The sequence below is a fragment of the Kitasatospora sp. NPDC058063 genome (genome assembly GCF_042885395.1).
GTDB classification, from domain to species: Bacteria; Actinomycetota; Actinomycetes; order Streptomycetales; family Streptomycetaceae; genus Kitasatospora; species Kitasatospora lactacystinica.
In genome coordinates this window covers 338,768-354,627 of the sequence record NZ_JBHVSD010000001.1, presented here as the reverse complement: position 1 = coordinate 354,627, position 15,860 = coordinate 338,768, and the positions used below count along the sequence as shown (strand labels likewise).

14 protein-coding genes are annotated in these 15,860 nt (G+C 73.5%); 10 read left to right on the top strand and 4 right to left on the bottom strand.

Translation table 11 applies throughout. From position 1 onward, the window contains the following. The first annotated feature begins 67 nt into the window (after window positions 1–67). Together ACFVUY_RS01665 and clpB are read left to right on the top strand one after the other, a co-directional pair. Window positions 68–1,021 (top strand): LysR family transcriptional regulator, encoded by a 954-nt coding sequence (locus tag ACFVUY_RS01665; RefSeq protein ID WP_387691390.1) that lies wholly within the window; start codon window positions 68–70, stop codon window positions 1,019–1,021. A gap of 72 nt (window positions 1,022–1,093) precedes the next feature. Further along, window positions 1,094–3,700 (top strand): ATP-dependent chaperone ClpB, encoded by a 2,607-nt coding sequence (gene clpB / locus ACFVUY_RS01660; protein ID WP_387726670.1) that lies wholly within the window; start codon window positions 1,094–1,096, stop codon window positions 3,698–3,700. A 124-nt stretch (window positions 3,701–3,824) separates the two neighbouring features. Here the strand turns inward: clpB and ACFVUY_RS01655 are convergent, their stop codons facing one another. Next, complete coding sequence (locus ACFVUY_RS01655) at window positions 3,825–4,109, bottom strand: helix-turn-helix domain-containing protein (RefSeq protein WP_387691387.1); 285 nt, start codon at window positions 4,107–4,109, stop codon at window positions 3,825–3,827. 404 nt (window positions 4,110–4,513) lie between these two features. Between ACFVUY_RS01655 and ACFVUY_RS01650 the strand changes: the two genes are divergently transcribed. The 6 genes from ACFVUY_RS01650 to pyrE all read left to right on the top strand — a co-directional run bounded on the left by ACFVUY_RS01650 (window position 4,514) and on the right by pyrE (window position 11,184). Continuing rightward, window positions 4,514–5,071, top strand: coding sequence for a YbjN domain-containing protein (locus tag ACFVUY_RS01650; protein ID WP_380630603.1), 558 nt, complete (start codon window positions 4,514–4,516; stop codon window positions 5,069–5,071). A gap of 282 nt (window positions 5,072–5,353) precedes the next feature. Then, window positions 5,354–6,514, top strand: coding sequence for a pyridoxal phosphate-dependent aminotransferase (locus ACFVUY_RS01645; protein WP_387726668.1), 1,161 nt, complete (start codon window positions 5,354–5,356; stop codon window positions 6,512–6,514). A gap of 500 nt (window positions 6,515–7,014) precedes the next feature. Continuing rightward, the gene (locus ACFVUY_RS01640) at window positions 7,015–7,554 is read left to right on the top strand and encodes a DUF2617 family protein (protein ID WP_380541384.1); all 540 of its coding nucleotides are present in this window, start codon (window positions 7,015–7,017) and stop codon (window positions 7,552–7,554) included. Window positions 7,555–7,708: 154 nt separating this feature from the next. Further along, entirely contained in the window at window positions 7,709–9,355 is a 1,647-nt protein-coding gene (locus tag ACFVUY_RS01635; RefSeq protein ID WP_387726666.1) for a polyamine aminopropyltransferase, read from the top strand. Window positions 9,356–9,577: 222 nt separating this feature from the next. After that, window positions 9,578–10,603, top strand: coding sequence for a hypothetical protein (locus ACFVUY_RS01630; RefSeq protein WP_387726664.1), 1,026 nt, complete (start codon window positions 9,578–9,580; stop codon window positions 10,601–10,603). A gap of 44 nt (window positions 10,604–10,647) precedes the next feature. Beyond that, window positions 10,648–11,184: an orotate phosphoribosyltransferase gene (gene pyrE, locus ACFVUY_RS01625; RefSeq protein ID WP_359897723.1), complete on the top strand. Its 537-nt coding sequence runs from the start codon at window positions 10,648–10,650 to the stop codon at window positions 11,182–11,184. An 87-nt stretch (window positions 11,185–11,271) separates the two neighbouring features. Here pyrE and ACFVUY_RS01620 read toward each other — a convergent pair whose 3' ends face one another. After that, on the bottom strand, window positions 11,272–11,994 hold the full coding sequence (locus tag ACFVUY_RS01620; protein WP_387691378.1) for a DedA family protein: 723 nt from the start codon (window positions 11,992–11,994) through the stop codon (window positions 11,272–11,274). A gap of 384 nt (window positions 11,995–12,378) precedes the next feature. On the opposite strand from ACFVUY_RS01620, the gene fbaA reads away from it, so the two are divergent. Continuing rightward, window positions 12,379–13,401, top strand: a complete 1,023-nt coding sequence (gene fbaA / locus ACFVUY_RS01615; RefSeq protein WP_380541376.1) for a class II fructose-bisphosphate aldolase — start codon at window positions 12,379–12,381, stop codon at window positions 13,399–13,401. A 114-nt stretch (window positions 13,402–13,515) separates the two neighbouring features. On the opposite strand, the gene ACFVUY_RS01610 is transcribed toward fbaA, so the two are convergent. Then, window positions 13,516–13,935, bottom strand: a complete 420-nt coding sequence (locus ACFVUY_RS01610) for a DUF3151 domain-containing protein (protein WP_359897720.1) — start codon at window positions 13,933–13,935, stop codon at window positions 13,516–13,518. 219 nt (window positions 13,936–14,154) lie between these two features. Between ACFVUY_RS01610 and ACFVUY_RS01605 the strand changes: the two genes are divergently transcribed. Then, window positions 14,155–14,946, top strand: a complete 792-nt coding sequence (locus ACFVUY_RS01605; protein ID WP_387726662.1) for a DUF3152 domain-containing protein — start codon at window positions 14,155–14,157, stop codon at window positions 14,944–14,946. Between the two features lie 37 nt (window positions 14,947–14,983). On the opposite strand, the gene ACFVUY_RS01600 is transcribed toward ACFVUY_RS01605, so the two are convergent. Next, window positions 14,984–15,799, bottom strand: coding sequence for a sterol carrier family protein (locus ACFVUY_RS01600; RefSeq protein WP_387726660.1), 816 nt, complete (start codon window positions 15,797–15,799; stop codon window positions 14,984–14,986). Window positions 15,800–15,860 lie beyond the last annotated feature (61 nt).

Here is a 15,860-nt window from a genome sequence, read left to right as displayed (position 1 = left end):
CCCACCGTCGCCCGAAGGCCGGGCGGCCGGTAGCGCCGGGGCTTCTATGGGGGCATAGCCTGAACCTATGGCCCTCTCACCGCACGTCCCCGAACTCGGCGCCCTGGAACTGCTGCTCGCGGTGGCCCGGCTGGGCAGTGTCGGACGGGCGGCGGCAGAGCTGGGTGTCACCCAGCCCACCGCCAGTGCCCGGATCAAGGGCATGGAGCGGCAGGTCGGCGTCCCGCTGCTGGACCGCTCGCCCCGGGGCAGCCGGCCGACCGAGGCGGGCCGGCTGGTGGTCGAGTGGGCCCGGCAGGTGGTGGAGGCGGCGCAGGCGCTGGACGCCGGGATCGACGCGCTGCGCGAGCGGCGGGACGCCAAGCTGCGGGTGGTGGCCAGTCTGACGGTCGCCGAGTACCTGATGCCCGGCTGGCTGCTGGGCCTGGCCGAGGCCAGCCCGGGGACGGCGGTGACGCTGCGGACGGCGAACTCGGCGGAGGTCGCCGGGCACGTCCTGGACGGGGACGCCGACCTCGGCTTCGTCGAGGGCCCCACCACCCCGCCCGGGCTGGCCGGCGTGGTGGTGGCCGCCGACCGGCTGGTGGTCGTGGTGGCGCCCGGGCACCCGTGGGCGCGCCGCCGCGCCCCGCTGACCGGGGCCGAGCTGGCGGCCACCCCGCTGGCGCTGCGCGAGCCCGGCTCGGGCACCCGGGAGGTGCTGGAGATGGCCTTGCGGCCGTACGGGGGCGTGGCGCGGCCCCGGATGGAGCTGGCCTCGTCCACCGCGCTGAAGGCGGCGGCGATGACCGGGGCGGGGCCGGTCTGCCTGAGCGAGCTGGCGGTGACGGAGGAGCTGGCCACCCGGCGGCTGGTCGAGGTGCCGCTGGTGGCGGAGCTGGACCTGCGGCGGCCGCTGCGCGCGGTCTGGCCGGCCGGGCAGCGGCCGGGCGGTCCGGCCCGGGAGCTGCTGGGGCTGACCCGGCGGTCGGTCAAACGTTCACCGAGAAGTTGGGACGAGGACCGAAGAGGAGAAAGTTGAGCGGAATAGACTCAACTTAGTGCATGCTGTACGCAGCAGTAGTGAAGGACGACGAGGGAGGACCCCCCAGCAGTGGACGCCAGCAAGTTCACCACCAAGACCCAGGACGCCCTGTCCGCCGCCATCCGGCAGGCGGGCACGGCCGGCAACCCGGACGTCAGGCCGGTGCACATCCTGATCGCCCTGCTGGAGCAGCCCGAGGGCATCGCCCGGCCCCTGCTGGAGGCGGTCGGGGCCGACGTCGCCCGGGTCGACGCCGAGGCCCGCCGCCAGGCGGCCGCGCTGCCCAGCGCGATGGGCTCGACGGTCGCCGCGCCCCAGCTCGCCCGGGACACCGTCGCGGTGCTCACCGAGGCCGGCAGGCGCGCGAACGACCTGGACGACCAGTACGTCTCCACCGAGCACCTGATGGTCGGCCTGGCCGCCGAGGGCGGCCAGGTGGCCGAGCTGCTGGCGCACCAGGGCGCCGCGCCGAAGGCGCTGCTCGCCGCGTTCAAGGAGGTCCGGGGCAGCGGCCGGGTCACCTCACCGGACCCGGAGGGCACCTACAAGGCGCTGGAGAAGTACGGCACCGACCTCACCCAGGCCGCCCGGGACGGCAAGCTCGACCCGGTGATCGGCCGCGACCACGAGATCCGCCGGGTGGTCCAGGTGCTCTCCCGCCGGACGAAGAACAACCCGGTGCTGATCGGCGAGCCGGGCGTCGGCAAGACCGCCGTGGTCGAGGGCCTGGCCCAGCGCATCGTGGCCGGCGACGTGCCGGAGTCGCTGCGCGGCAAGCGGCTGGTCGCACTGGACCTCAGCGCGATGGTCGCGGGCGCCAAGTTCCGCGGCGAGTTCGAGGAGCGGCTGAAGGCCGTCCTGAACGACATCAAGGCCTCCGACGGCCAGGTCGTCACCTTCATCGACGAGCTGCACACCATGGTCGGCGCGGGCGCCGGCGGCGACTCCGCGATGGACGCGGGCAACATGCTCAAGCCGATGCTGGCCCGCGGCGAGCTGCGGATGGTCGGCGCCACCACGCTGGACGAGTACCGCGAGCGGATCGAGAAGGACCCGGCCCTGGAGCGCCGCTTCCAGCAGGTGCTGGTCGGCGAGCCCAGCGTGGAGGACTCGATCGCCATCCTGCGCGGCCTCAAGGGCCGGTACGAGGCGCACCACAAGGTGCAGATCTCGGACGCCGCCCTGGTCGCCGCGGCCACCCTGTCCAACCGCTACATCACCTCCCGCTTCCTGCCCGACAAGGCGATCGACCTGGTCGACGAGGCGGCCTCCCGGCTGCGGATGGAGATCGACTCCTCCCCGGTCGAGATCGACGAACTCCAGCGCTCCGTGGACCGGTTGCGGATGGAGGAACTGGCCCTGGAGAAGGAGTCCGACCCGGCCTCGGTGGACCGGCTGGCCCGGCTGCGGCGCGACCTCGCCGACCGGAACGAGCAGTTGAGCGTGCTGACGGCGCGCTGGGAGCAGGAGAAGAAGAGCCTCAACCGGGTCGGCGAGCTCAAGGAGCGGCTGGACGACCTGCACGGCGCGCTCGAACGCGCCCAGCGCGACGGGGACTTCGAGCGCGCGTCCAAGCTGATGTACGCCGGGATCCCGGCCGCCGAGGCGGAGCTCACCGAGGCCCAGGAGCGCGCCGCGGACCAGGACACCTCGACCTCGATGGTCAAGGAGGAGGTCGGCCCGGACGACGTGGCCGACGTGGTCGCCTCCTGGACGGGCATCCCGGCCGGCCGGCTGCTGGAGGGCGAGAGCGCCAAACTCCTGCGCATGGAGGAGGAGTTGGGCCGACGCCTGATCGGCCAGCAGGAGGCGGTGCAGGCCGTCTCGGACGCGGTGCGGCGCACCCGCTCCGGCGTCGCCGACCCGGACCGCCCGACCGGCTCCTTCCTGTTCCTCGGCCCGACCGGTGTCGGCAAGACCGAACTCGCCAAGGCCCTGGCCGACTTCCTGTTCGACGACGAGCGGGCGATGGTCCGGATCGACATGAGCGAGTACGGCGAGAAGCACTCGGTCTCCCGTCTGGTCGGCGCCCCGCCCGGGTACGTCGGCTACGAGGAGGGCGGCCAGCTCACCGAGGCCGTCCGCCGCCGCCCGTACAGCGTGGTGCTGCTGGACGAGGTGGAGAAGGCGCACCCGGAGGTCTTCGACGTCCTGCTCCAGGTGCTGGACGACGGGCGGCTCACCGACGGGCAGGGCCGCACGGTGGACTTCCGCAACGCCATCCTGATCCTCACCTCCAACCTGGGCAGCCAGTACCTGGTGGACCCGGCCACCCCGGAGGAACGCAAGCGGGAACTGGTGCTGGGCGCCGTCCGGTCCGCGTTCAAGCCGGAGTTCCTCAACCGGCTGGACGACATCGTGGTCTTCGAGCCGCTGGGCACCGGCGAGCTGAGCCGGATCGTCGACCTCCAGGTGGCCCGCCTGGGCGAGCGGCTGCGGGAGCGGCGGCTCACCCTGGAGGTCTCCGCGGCCGCCCGCGACTGGCTGGCGCTCACCGGCTACGACCCGGCGTACGGCGCCCGCCCGCTGCGCCGGCTGGTGCAGTCCGCGATCGGCGACCAGCTGGCCCGGGCGATCCTGTCCGGCGCGGTGCACGACGGGGACACCGTCCTGGTCGAGCAGGACGAGGCGGGCGACCGCCTGACCGTCCGCGGCCGGGGGCCGCTGGAGAAGTAGCACCGCCGGCGTCCGGCTCCCGGGCCGCCCCTCCGCTCCGGCGGCGGGGGCGGCCCGTTCCGCGCCCGCGGGCCGCACCGGGGCCGTCCCGGCCGCCGGGGCGGCCGCCGTCACCGCGCCGCCGTCACTCCGCCGCCGCCTGTCGCAGCAGCCGCCGCGTCCGGTCCCGCCGGCTGCGCGCCAGCCGGTGCAGCTCGGCCACCTGGACGTCCGGCAGGCTCCAGGCCTGGGTCAGCAGCCTGAGCGTGGACACCCGCGGACAGGACACCCCCCGCTCCAGGTCCCGGATCGACCGCACGCTCAGCCCGGTCGCCTCGCCCAGCTGCTCCTGCGTCATGCCCCGGTCCAGCCGGATGCTCCGCAGCAGCGCCCCGAGCGTCGCGCCGTCCCCCGTCGCCGCTCCACCCACTCCTGTTCCCCCCTCAATTCCGGACAGCCCACCTCAGGACAGCTCAACTCCCCCGGCCGGGCCGGGATTTGATCGAAGCGAGTTCCGTCGCACGCTAACCGCAACCGGGCGGGACGGCAGCCGAACCAGCGCGCCGGGCGCGTGACGTGGCTCACGCGCGCCCCTCCGCGGGCCCACACCCCACCGGGGTTCCCACCCCCGGCCCGAGCCCCGCACACCCTCGGTGACCGACACCCTTCCCACCGCCGCCGGAGCCGCCGGACGACGGCGGGAAGAACGCCCGACGAAGATCGACGCGCCCCTCGGCCGCCCCTGTGAGCGGAGCCCCGGATGAGGCAGGATGGGAGGTGGAAAGGGCGGCCTCTCATTGCCGGCCACCACGTGCACTGAGGAAGAGGACCCCCATGAGCATCGACCCGTCGTCCATCCCGTCCTTCGGCGTTCCCCAGGGCGGCCAGCCCGGCGGCCAGGGCGGGCGGCCGGCCGGCCCGCCGCCGATCGTCGTCCCGGACCAGGCCCTGGTCACCCAGCTGCTGGACCAGATGCAGCTCAAGCACGTCGTGGACGAGGAGGGCGACCTCACCGCCCCCTGGGAGGGCTTCCGCGTCTACTACATGTTCCGCGGCGAGCAGAAGGAGCTCTTCGCGGTGCGCGCCTTCTACGACCGCGCCTACCCGCTGGAGAAGAAGGGCGAGATCCTCGACCTGATCGACGAGTGGAACCGCGAGACCCTCTGGCCCAAGGTCTACACCCACACCCACGAGGACGGCGTGGTCCGCCTGATCGGCGAGGCCCAGATGATCGTCGGCACCGGCGTCAACCTGGACTACTTCGTCACCACCACCGCCAACTGGACCCAGGCCGCGGTCGGCTTCGAGCAGTGGATCGTCGAGCGCCTCGGCCTCCAGAACGAGATCGAGGGCGAGGACGGCGAGGACACCGAGGGCACCGACGAGGCCTAGGACGTGTCTGACCATTCGAGTCGGATCAGGGCGCGGCGTTGGGGTGCGTGCATCGCAAGGCGGAGGAGGGAGCCACTGCGGAGCATTGGCGACCGACGACAACGCGGCGAGGTGCGTGCCCCGGCGTCGCGCACCCGGCGGGAATTGTCAGACACGCCCTAATCCCGTCCCGGTACTCCGGTCCGGCCCGCCACCGCCCTCCGTGCCGGTGGTGGGCCGTTCTTGTCCCCGGCCCCCGGCTGACCCAGGATGGCCCTGACGACGAGCCGTGAGGAGCCACCGATGGGTACCAGGCCGCTGCTGAACCGCCGACTGACCGGGATGGGCACGACGATCTTCGCCGAGATGTCGGCCCTGGCCACGGCCACCGGATCGATCAACCTCGGCCAGGGATTCCCCGACACCGACGGGCCCGAGGAGGTCCGCGAGGCGGCCGTACGGGCCCTGCGCGACGGCCGGGGCAACCAGTACCCGCCCGGCCCCGGCATCCCCGAGCTGCGCACCGCGATCGCCGAGCACCAGCAGCGCTTCCGCGGCCTCGCGTACGACCCGGACACCGAGGTGCTGGTCACCGCCGGCGCCACCGAGGCCATCGCCGCCACCCTGCTGGCCCTGCTGGAGCCCGGCGACGAGGTGATCGCCCTCGAACCCTTCTACGACTCCTACGCCGCCTGCATCGCGATGGCCGGCGCCACCCGGGTTCCGCTCACCCTGCGGGCCCCGGCCTTCCGCCCCGACCTGGACGAGCTGCGCGCCCTGATCACCCCGCGCACCCGGCTGCTGCTGATCAACACCCCGCACAACCCCACCGGCACCGTCCTCACCGCCGAGGAGCTCGCCGCCGTCGCCGCGCTCGCCGTCGAGCACGACCTGCTGGTCGTCACTGACGAGGTCTACGAGCACCTGGTCTTCGGCGCCGTCCACCACCCCCTCGCGGCCCTGCCCGGCATGCGCGAACGCACCGTCACCATCTCCTCCGCCGGCAAGACCTTCTCCTTCACCGGCTGGAAGGTCGGCTGGGTCACCGCGAGCCCGGACCTGGTCGCGGCCGTGCGCACCGCGAAGCAGTACCTCACCTACGTCAGCGCCGGCCCCTTCCAGTACGCCGTCGCCGAGGCCCTGCGGCTGCCCGACACGTACTTCGACACCCTCCGCGCCGATCTGCTGCGCAAGCGCGACCTGCTGCTCGGCGGTCTCACCGCGGCCGGCTTCCGGGCCTTCACCCCCGAGGGCACGTACTTCGTCACCACCGACATCACGCCGCTCGGCGAGAAGGACGGCATCGACTTCTGCCGTGCGCTGCCCGGACGTTGCGGTGTCGTCGCCATCCCGAACGCGGTGTTCTACGACGACGTGGAGGCCGGCCGTAGCCTGGTCCGCTTCACTTTCTGCAAAAAGGACGAGGTCCTCCAGGAGGCCGTCACCCGCCTGCGGCGCCTGTGAGGGGCCGCACGCCCCCTTTCGCGCCCTTCGAACAGGGATGCCCGTGATCCGACACCAGTACTGATGGATCATCAACTTCCTTGATCGGCTTGCTTGTTTGCCATCATTGCGGCAATCCTTCCGAGCATCCGGGCACTCCCCGCCGCCCTCCACGCCCCGCGCCTGGAGGGCGGCGGTGTGTGATGCACCCGGACAGCGCACACCCGGCGCGCACGGCGCACGATCCGGTGATAGGGGCGCGCGCTGTGCAGACTCGTACACGGGCTCGATCAGAGCCGGGAAGCAGGTGTGCTCGAAACGGTGAATGCTTGACAAAGTTGGGTAAATCACCGGCGGACCCGGCGTATTCGTGCTTCTCTGCTGCTGAATCTCCAGCCGGAATCCTTCCTTCCACGGTCGGCCGCGCCCAGGGCCGCACAGCCACGAACAGCCTCGCCATCGCCTAGGCCTACTCGATGCTGCTCGGCGGGCGCGCACGGAGCTGAAACGCGGAGCCGAGCATGCTCACCACACTGCAGACCTCCTACACGGACACCCGGGCGGGTGACCTCGCCTGGTGCCTCGGCGGCGACCCGCTGCCCGCTCTCGCCGTCCGCGACCTGAGACTCGACGGGGGCGGCCACCCGGGCACGCCCGGCACCCTCCAGCTGCGCCTGCTGGGCGCCTCCCACCAGGTGGTGATCGACGCGGGCCCCGGCCAGTGCCTGGAGACCGTCGCCTGCCTGCCCGGCCGCCGCACCCCGCTGCCGGCCCGGGTGGCCAAGCAGGTCGGCGGCTGGGAGTACGAGTTCGCGGCCCGGATCGAGGCGCTGCCGCCGCACGACTTCGCGGCCCGCGCCCAGGAGCTGCTGGCCCTCGTCGAGGGGCACCCGCGGGGCCTCGCCGGGGTCTTCCCGGGCGACCCGAGCGCCTTCACCGCGCTGGTCACCCAGGGCGGCGCGGACCGGCTGCTCTGGCGCACCTGGCACGCCTACCCGCAGGAGGGGCAGCTGGTGTGCACCCGCTCCTCGCTGGTGGTGACCGGGGTGGCCGGGGCATGACCGCCGGAAGTCCGGACCGGAACACCGATCCGGCCGTAGGCCGCCCGACCCAGGCCTACGAATCGTACGCAGGAACGGTTCGTCAATCCGACGTCGCCCACTGTCCGTCGGATGGGCGCATCCATCCGTCCCGCACGTCCCCTAGCGTTTGTTCGTGATCAACCATCCGACCGGTCCGCCCGCACGCCCGCGAGTGGACCTCGACGACGGCGCCCCACCCCGGCCCGGGCGAGGCCTCGCCCCACTCCCGCCCGCCCGCCGTCGGTCCCGGCTGCGCTCCAGCCCCCGGCTCGCCCGCCTGACCGTCCTGCTGGCCGCGTTCGTCTGCGCGGCCTGCGGACTCGTCTACGAGCTCGAACTCGTGGCGCTCGGCGACTACCTGCTCGGGGACACGGTCACCCAAACCTCCGTCGTGCTCTCCGTCATGGTGTTCGCGATGGGCCTCGGCTCACTGCTCGCCAAACGGTTCACCAGCCGGCCCGCCACCGCCTTCGCCCTCGTCGAGTGCGCGCTCGCGCTCACCGGCGGACTCTCCGTCCTCGCGCTCTACTCCTGCTGGGCCTGGATCGGCCGCTACCAGGCCGCCATGGTCGGCCTCACCTGCCTGATCGGCATCCTGATCGGCGCCGAGATCCCCCTGCTGATGACCCTCATCCAACGGATCCGGCGCGAGGACGCCGGACGCGCCGTCGCGGACCTGTTCGCCGCCGACTACGTGGGCGCGCTGATCGGCGGCCTCGCCTTCCCGTTCCTGATCCTGCCCGCCCTCGGACCGGGCGACGGCGCCCTGCTCACCGGCGCCGTCAACGCCGTCGCCGGGGCGGCCGTGGTGCTCTGGCTGTTCCGCGAGGAACCCGCCCCCCGGATCCGACGGCTGCTCTGGGGCGGCTGCCTGCTGGTCCTCGCCCTGCTCGCGACGGCCGCGGCCGGCTCCGACGCCGTCGAGCGCGCCGCCCGGCACGCCCTGTACGGCGACCAGGTCCGCTACGCCACCCGCAGCCGGTCCCAGGAGATCGTGCTCACCGGCCCCGCCGAGGGCCCCCTGCGGCTCTACCTGGACGGCCGGCTCGCGGTCTGCGGACCGGACGAGTACCGGAGCAGCGAGGGCCTGGTCCACCCCGCCATGGCGGCCGGCCCGGACGCCCGCGTCCTGCTGCTCGGCGGCGGCGACGGGCTCGCCCTGCGGGAGGTGCTGCGGCACCGGGGCGTGCGCACCGTCCGGCTGGTCGACGCCGACCCCGCCCTCCCCCGGCTCGCCCGCACCGACCCCGGGCTCGCCGCCCTCGGCGGCCGCTCGCTGGACGACCCCCGGGTCCGCACCACCGCGGCCGACCCGCTGGCCTGGCTGCGCGGCGCCGGCGCCCCCGGCGGGGACGGACCGTACGACGTGGTGCTCGCCGACCTCCCGGCACCGGCCGACGGCGGGCCGGTCAAGTTCCACTCCCAGGAGTTCTACGGCCTCGCCGCACGGCTGCTCTCCCCCGGCGGCCGGATCGCCGTCCGCGCCGGGAACGACCTGGACGGCCTCTGGCAGATCGAGTCCGGTCTGCGGACGACGGGCCTGCAGACCGCCCCGTACGCCGTCCCGGGCAGCGCCACCGCCGCCTGCCGCCCCGGCCCGCCGGACGACCCCCAGAACTTCCTCCTCGCCGCCGCCACCCGGCCCCCGCTCACCCTCGCCCCCGACGCCCCGTCGCCCCGCGCCCTCACCCCCGACGTCCTCCACGCCACCACCGCCCGCCTCACCGCCCTCCGCCCGGCCCACCCCCCGGCGGCCCTCACCCTCCTCGGTCCCCGCTGAGGCCGCCCGGCCCCCGCCGAGGCCACCCTGGGGAACCCTCTTCTCGGAAGCCCCGGCCCGCGCCCGTGGCGGGCCGGGGCGGGTGCCCGTGCGGGCGGCCGTGCGGGCGACCGTGCGGGCGGCCGCGGCGATGGTGCGACGGCCAAGGGAACAGGTGGGGCGGGGAAAATCCGGTGGTGGTGGGTAGGGACCGGGCGCGGCCCAGTCGGTAGGCTCCGTGACATGGAGCATGAGGTTCTCGTCCCGTTGTCCGCCGAGCCGGTCCGGCAGGCCTTGCAGGATCCGGCGCTGCTGGCGCGGAGTGTGCCGGGGCTGAGCACCGAGCCGGCCGCGGTCGGCGCCGGTGCGGCCGAGGAGATCGGCGGCCGGCTGAAGCTGCGGATCGGCGGCTCCACGATCACGTACAAGGGCGTGCTGTCGCTGATCGGGGGCCGGGAGGGCGTGCTGACCGTGCTCGCCGAGGGCGAGGAGGCCCGGGGCACCGGTGAGGTGACCGCCACCGTCCGGGTCAGCGTCGCGGACGGCGCCGAGGACGGCACCGCGGTGATCCGCTTCACCGGCGACCTGAGCGCCACCGGCCGGCTGACCGAGTTCGACGAGGAGACCCTCGACGCGACCGGCCGCCGCCTGCTGGACCGGTTCGCCGCCGCGCTGGTCGCCCCGGAGGGCGAGCAGCCGCAGGACCAGGACCAGGAGGAGGACGCCGAGCAGGACAGGTCCGGGAACGCCGGGGCCGACGCCGGTGTGGTCTTCATCGAGGACCGCCAGGACCAGCCCGGCGACGACCTGGACGACGACCTCTCCGACCTGATCGCCTTCTCCGACGCCGACGCCGAGCGCTTCGGCCTGCCCACCGGCTCCGCCGACGACGAGGACGAGGACGAGGAGGACGACGTCGAGGACGGGGCCGCGGACGGCTCCGCCGAGCAGGACGGCGTCGCCGAGGAGATCCCCGCCGAGCCGCTCTTCGCGTACGAGGAGGAGCCGGTGCTCAGCGGCCCGGTGCGCCGCAGCATCGTCGGCCGGTCCGCCGAGGAGGTGGACCACGCCCCGCCGCGCGGCCCGTACGCCCCGGCGCTGCCCGCCCGCAGCGCGCGGGCCCGGGCGGCGTCCCGCTGGGGCGGCGAGGCCGGCGGGATCGTGGTACCGGGCACCGGCGGCCGCAGCGCGGTGCCGTGGGTGATCGGCGGCTCGGTGGCCCTGCTGGGTGGCGCCGTGGTGCTGGTCAGGGCGCTGCGCCGGCGCTGAGCCCGGAGCGCCGCGGGAACCGTCAGGGCCTAGACTGAACGCTCATGAGCAACGACCGCGACGCCCTGCTGGCACAGATCAAGGACAAGGCCGTCGTGCACGGCAAGGTCACCCTCTCCTCCGGCAAGGAGGCCGACTACTACGTCGACCTGCGCCGGATCACGCTGGACGGCGTGGCCGCCCCGCTGGTCGGCCGGGTGATGCTGGACGCGACCTCGCACCTGGACTACGACGCCGTCGGCGGCCTGACCCTGGGTGCCGACCCGGTGGCCGCCTCGATGCTGCACGCCGCCGCCGCGCGCGGGCAGCAGCTGGACGCCTTCGTGGTCCGCAAGACGGGCAAGGCGCACGGCCTCCAGCGCCGGATCGAGGGCCCGGAGGTCAAGGGCCGCCGGGTGCTGGCCGTCGAGGACACCTCCACCACCGGCGGCTCGGTGCTGACCGCCGTGGAGGCGCTGCGCGAGGCGGGCGCCGAGGTGGTCGGCGTCGCGGTGATCGTGGAGCGCGGCGGCGCGGCCGCCGTGGAGGCCCAGGGCCTGGAGTACGTGACCGCCTACACCCTGGACGACCTGGGTCTCTGATCCCGTCCGGTACGACGAACGACTGAGGGCCGGTGCTGTTTCACGTGAAACAGCACCGGCCCTCGCCGTGTCCGGAGTTCCGGGCGCTCAGCCCCGCCGGTGCCGGCCGCCGCCGGCCTGGACCTGGCTCTCGTCGTCGACCTCGGCCACGACACCGGCCCGCTTCTTCTTCCGCTCGCGCATGATCTCGACCAGGATCGGCGAGATCGACAGCAGGACGATCAGCAGCACCGCCGGGATCAGGTACTTGTCGATCACCGGGGCGAGCGCGTCGCCGAAGAAGTAGCCGATCAGCAGCATGGACTCGGTCCACAGCACGCCGCCGATCACGTTCCAGAGGAAGAAGGTCCGGGCGGGCATCTCCAGGGTGCCGGCGACCGGGTTCAGGAAGGTGCGGATGATCGGCATGAAGCGGGCCAGCACCACGGCCTTGCCGGAGCCGAACTTGTTGAAGTACTCCTCCGCCTTCACCACGTAGTCGCGTCGGAAGATCTTCGAATCGGGCTTGTCGAACATCTTCGGCCCGACCTTGGCGCCGATCAGGTGCCCGAGCTGGGCGCCGGCGATCGCCGCGATCGGGCAGCCGATCAGCAGCACGGCGATCGGCAGCTTGGCACCGTCGCCGAGCACCGAGGAGGCCGCGTTCGAGGCGGCGACACCCGCGAGGATCAGCAGCGAGTCGCCCGGGAAGAAGAAGCCGACCAGCAGGCCGGTCTCCGCGAAGATGATCGCGATCAGCCCGATGGCGCCGAGGGACGAGATCAGGGATTTGGCGTCAAGCAGGTTGACGGCCAGCTGGTTGTAGTCCACGGGCGCAGGATAGCGGGCGCACCGTGCCGACCACGCGGGCGCACCGTGCCCACGACGCGGGCGCACCGTGCCGACGGCGCCCGGCGGGGGACGCCCCCCGGCCGCCCGCCGGAGCCGCCCGCGGCCGCCGTGCGCCCGTGTCGTGCGACGTTCCGCATGGCGGGCTCCTGCTGACCCGCGGGCACGAGTCTGGGAAGATGGCACAGGCGTCCGGTCCGCGGTGGCACACCACCCTCATGGCCGTACCGCGCAGGTCGCCGCGAACGTGCCGGAGAGCCACACCGCAACGCCGCGCGTCGGCGGGCCGGCACGGAGTCGTCACGAAGGCGTACACAGCGTCGGACAGCACCGTCCGTACGCCGCAACCCGACAGGAGCGGATCGCATGCCCATCGCAACTCCCGAGGTCTACAACGAGATGCTGGACCGGGCCAAGGCGGGCAAGTTCGCCTACCCGGCCATCAACGTCACGTCGTCGCAGACGCTGCACGCCGCACTGCGTGGTTTCGCCGAGGCCGAGAGCGACGGCATCATCCAGATCTCGACCGGTGGCGCGGAGTTCCTGGGCGGCCAGCACAACAAGGACATGGTGACCGGCGCCGTCGCGCTCGCCGAGTTCGCGCACATCGTCGCCGCCAAGTACGACGTCACCGTCGCGCTGCACACCGACCACTGCCCGAAGGACAAGCTGGACGGCTACGTCCGCCCGCTGCTGGCGGTCTCCGCCGAGCGCGTGGCCCGGGGCGAGAACCCGCTGTTCCAGTCGCACATGTGGGACGGCTCGGCCGAGACCCTCTCCGACAACCTGGGCATCGCCCAGGAGCTGCTGGCCCAGGCCGCCGCCGCCAAGATCATCCTTGAGGTCGAGATCACCCCGACCGGCGGCGAGGAGGACGGCGTCACCCACGAGATCAACGACGAGCTGTACACCACCGTCAACGACGCCGTGCGCACCGCCGAGGCGCTGGGCCTGGGCGAGAAGGGCCGCTACCTGCTGGCCGCCTCCTTCGGCAACGTGCACGGCGTGTACAAGCCGGGCAACGTCGTGCTGAAGCCGGAGCTGCTGCGCGAGCTCCAGGACGCGATCGGCAAGCAGTACGGCAAGACCGACCCGTTCGACTTCGTCTTCCACGGCGGCTCGGGCTCGAGCGCCGAGGAGATCGCCACCGCGCTGGAGAACGGCGTCGTGAAGATGAACCTGGACACCGACACCCAGTACGCCTTCACCCGCCCGGTGGCCGGCCACATGTTCGCCAACTACGACGGCGTGCTGAAGGTCGACGGCGAGGTCGGCAAGAAGAACACCTACGACCCGCGCACCTGGGGCAAGCTGGCCGAGGCCGGCATGGCCGCCCGCGTGGTCGAGGCCGCCGAGCAGCTGCGTTCGGCGGGCAAGCGCCTGAAGTGAGTCCCGCGCCCGAGGCGGGGCCCACGGCCGCGTGAGCCCCGCGCCCCGGGCGTGACGTGACAGACGGGTGCCCCCGGCGGAGACCGCCGGGGGCACCCGTCTGTCCGGGGGTGTCTACTGCTTGAGCTCCGCGTACGCCTCCGCGCTGCTGTCCTTCAGGAACTGCCAGCAGCGGGTCTCCTCCTCGGTCTCCTTGATCGCGCCGGCCGCCCGGGCGAGCGCCGCCAGGCAGCGCAGGAAGCCGCGGTTGCCGCGGTGCTCCCACGGCACCGGGCCGTGGCCCTTCCATCCGTTGCGCCGCAGCGCGTCCAGGCCGCGGTGGTAGCCGGTACGGGCGTAGGCGTACGACTCGACGTACCGGCCGGCCGCGTAGGCGTCGTCGGCGAGCATGGCCCAGGCCAGGCAGAAGACCGGGAACTCGGCTGCCACCTGGGTGGGGGAGGCCGACTCCTCCGCCAGCATCCGGTAGGGCCGCTCCTCCTCCGGGAGGAGAGTGGGTTCGGGACCGTCGAGAAGGTTCCTGTGAATCGCCATGCCCTGAAGTCTGCCACCCGAGACGCAGGGGTCAACCGCCGTCCCCGGCGGGCGCCCGTCCCGCGACGCCGAAGTCACAGACGAGGCGTGTGGACATTCACCCGTTCGCCTGCCACTGTGAAGATCATGTCCGCAGCCCGATCCGTCGGCCGGCGCACCGCACCGCCCCGGAAGGGCGGTCGCCGACGCCGCAAGCCGCGACGCGGACCCGGTCCTGGCATGCTCACGGCATTCGTGGTCTCCGCAGTGGTCCTGGGGGCCGCGGCGATCATGCTGTACCGCCCAGCGGGCACCCCGGTTGCCGCCCCGACCGCCCAGGCGAGGGTCGCCCCACCGGGCGAGCAGGCCACCACGGCGGCACCGACGGCGGAGCAGGCGCCGCCCCCGGCTCCCACCCCGGCCGACACCCCGCCGCCCGCCCCCACCCCCGCCGCGCCGGACCCCGGCCCCACCAAGGGCGCGGGCACCTTCGCCGTCGCCCCGGCCACCGCCAAGCCGGTCGGACGCGGCAACGTGCGCCGCTACCGGGTCGAGGTCGAGGACGGCATCGGCATCGACGCCCCGACCGCCGCCACGCAGATCCACGCCATCCTCGGCGACAAACGAGGCTGGACCAACGACCGCAAGAACGGCTTCCAGCTGGTCGCCGACGGCCCGTACGACTTCGCCGTGAAGATCGCCTCGCCGGCCACCGTGGACCGGATCTGCGGCGCCTCCGGGCTGGACACCCACGGCGAGGTCAACTGCAACGTCGGCAACCAGGTGCTCGTCAACTCCAAGCGCTGGAACACCGGTTCACCGCAGTTCAGCGGACCGCTGGAGGAGTACCGGGCGCTGATCGTCAACCACGAGGTGGGCCACCGGATCGGCCACGGGCACGAGGGCTGCCCGGGCGAGGGCAAGCCCGCCCCCGCGATGATGCAGCAGATCTACGGCCTCAAGGGCTGCACGCCCAACGCCTGGCCGTACTCGGCGCAGGGCACGTACGTGGGCGGGCCGTCCGTCCCGTAGAACCGCGGCGGCGGGGGCGGGTCCTGTCAGCCACGCCCTAACAGAGCACCGGCAGGTACTCCCGCAGGTCGCTGCGCTCCCCCGAGGCGGACACCTCGGCCGCCTCCACCGCCGCCGCCCAGTCGGCCCGGCCGGTGGCCAGCCGGATCCAGGTCAGCGGATCGGTCTCCACCACGTTGGGCGGGGTGCCCCGGGTGTGCTTCGGCCCCGGCACCGCCTGGACGACCGCGAACGGCGGGACGCGCAGCTCGACGGCGCCGCCGGGCACCTGCCCGGCGAGGGCGTCGGCCAGCATCCGGGAGACGGTGGCGAGGGCCTCGCGGTCGTGCGGGAAGTCGTCCAGGCCGAGCGCGTCGGCCAGGTCGTCGGCGTGCACCACGGCCTCGATCAGCCGGGTCACCAGGTAGTCGCTCAGGAGCATCGGATGACCGCTCAGGAAGGTCACCCGCCGCTCCGGTTCCGCCGCGGCCCGGCGGTCGAGCACGGCCAGCACGGCGTCGAGCGACCGGTCGAACTCGGCGGCCACCTCCTTGGGCGGGCCGGCGAACCCGGCCGCCGTGTGCTCCGTGGTCGCGGCGTCGACGAAGCCGGCCATCGTCCCGGCCAGCGCCGCGTAGTCGGCCAGCGGGAGCACCGGCCCGTCCACCTCCGGCAGGTCCAGCACGACGGACAGCTGGCTCAGCGCCAGGCTCAGGTGGGTCACCAGCTCCCGCACCCTCCAGGCGCCGAGCCGGGTCGGCCGTTCCAGATCGGACTCCGTCAGCCGGTGCACGACCACGCGCACCGCCTCGCTCTGCGCCGTCAACGCGGCGCTCACCTTCTGTGGCTGATACGTACGGGACTTGGCAGGCATGGGCGTCAACATACGCCGAGGGGCGGGTGGTTCACCAGAGAACCAACCGCCCCTCGTCGAC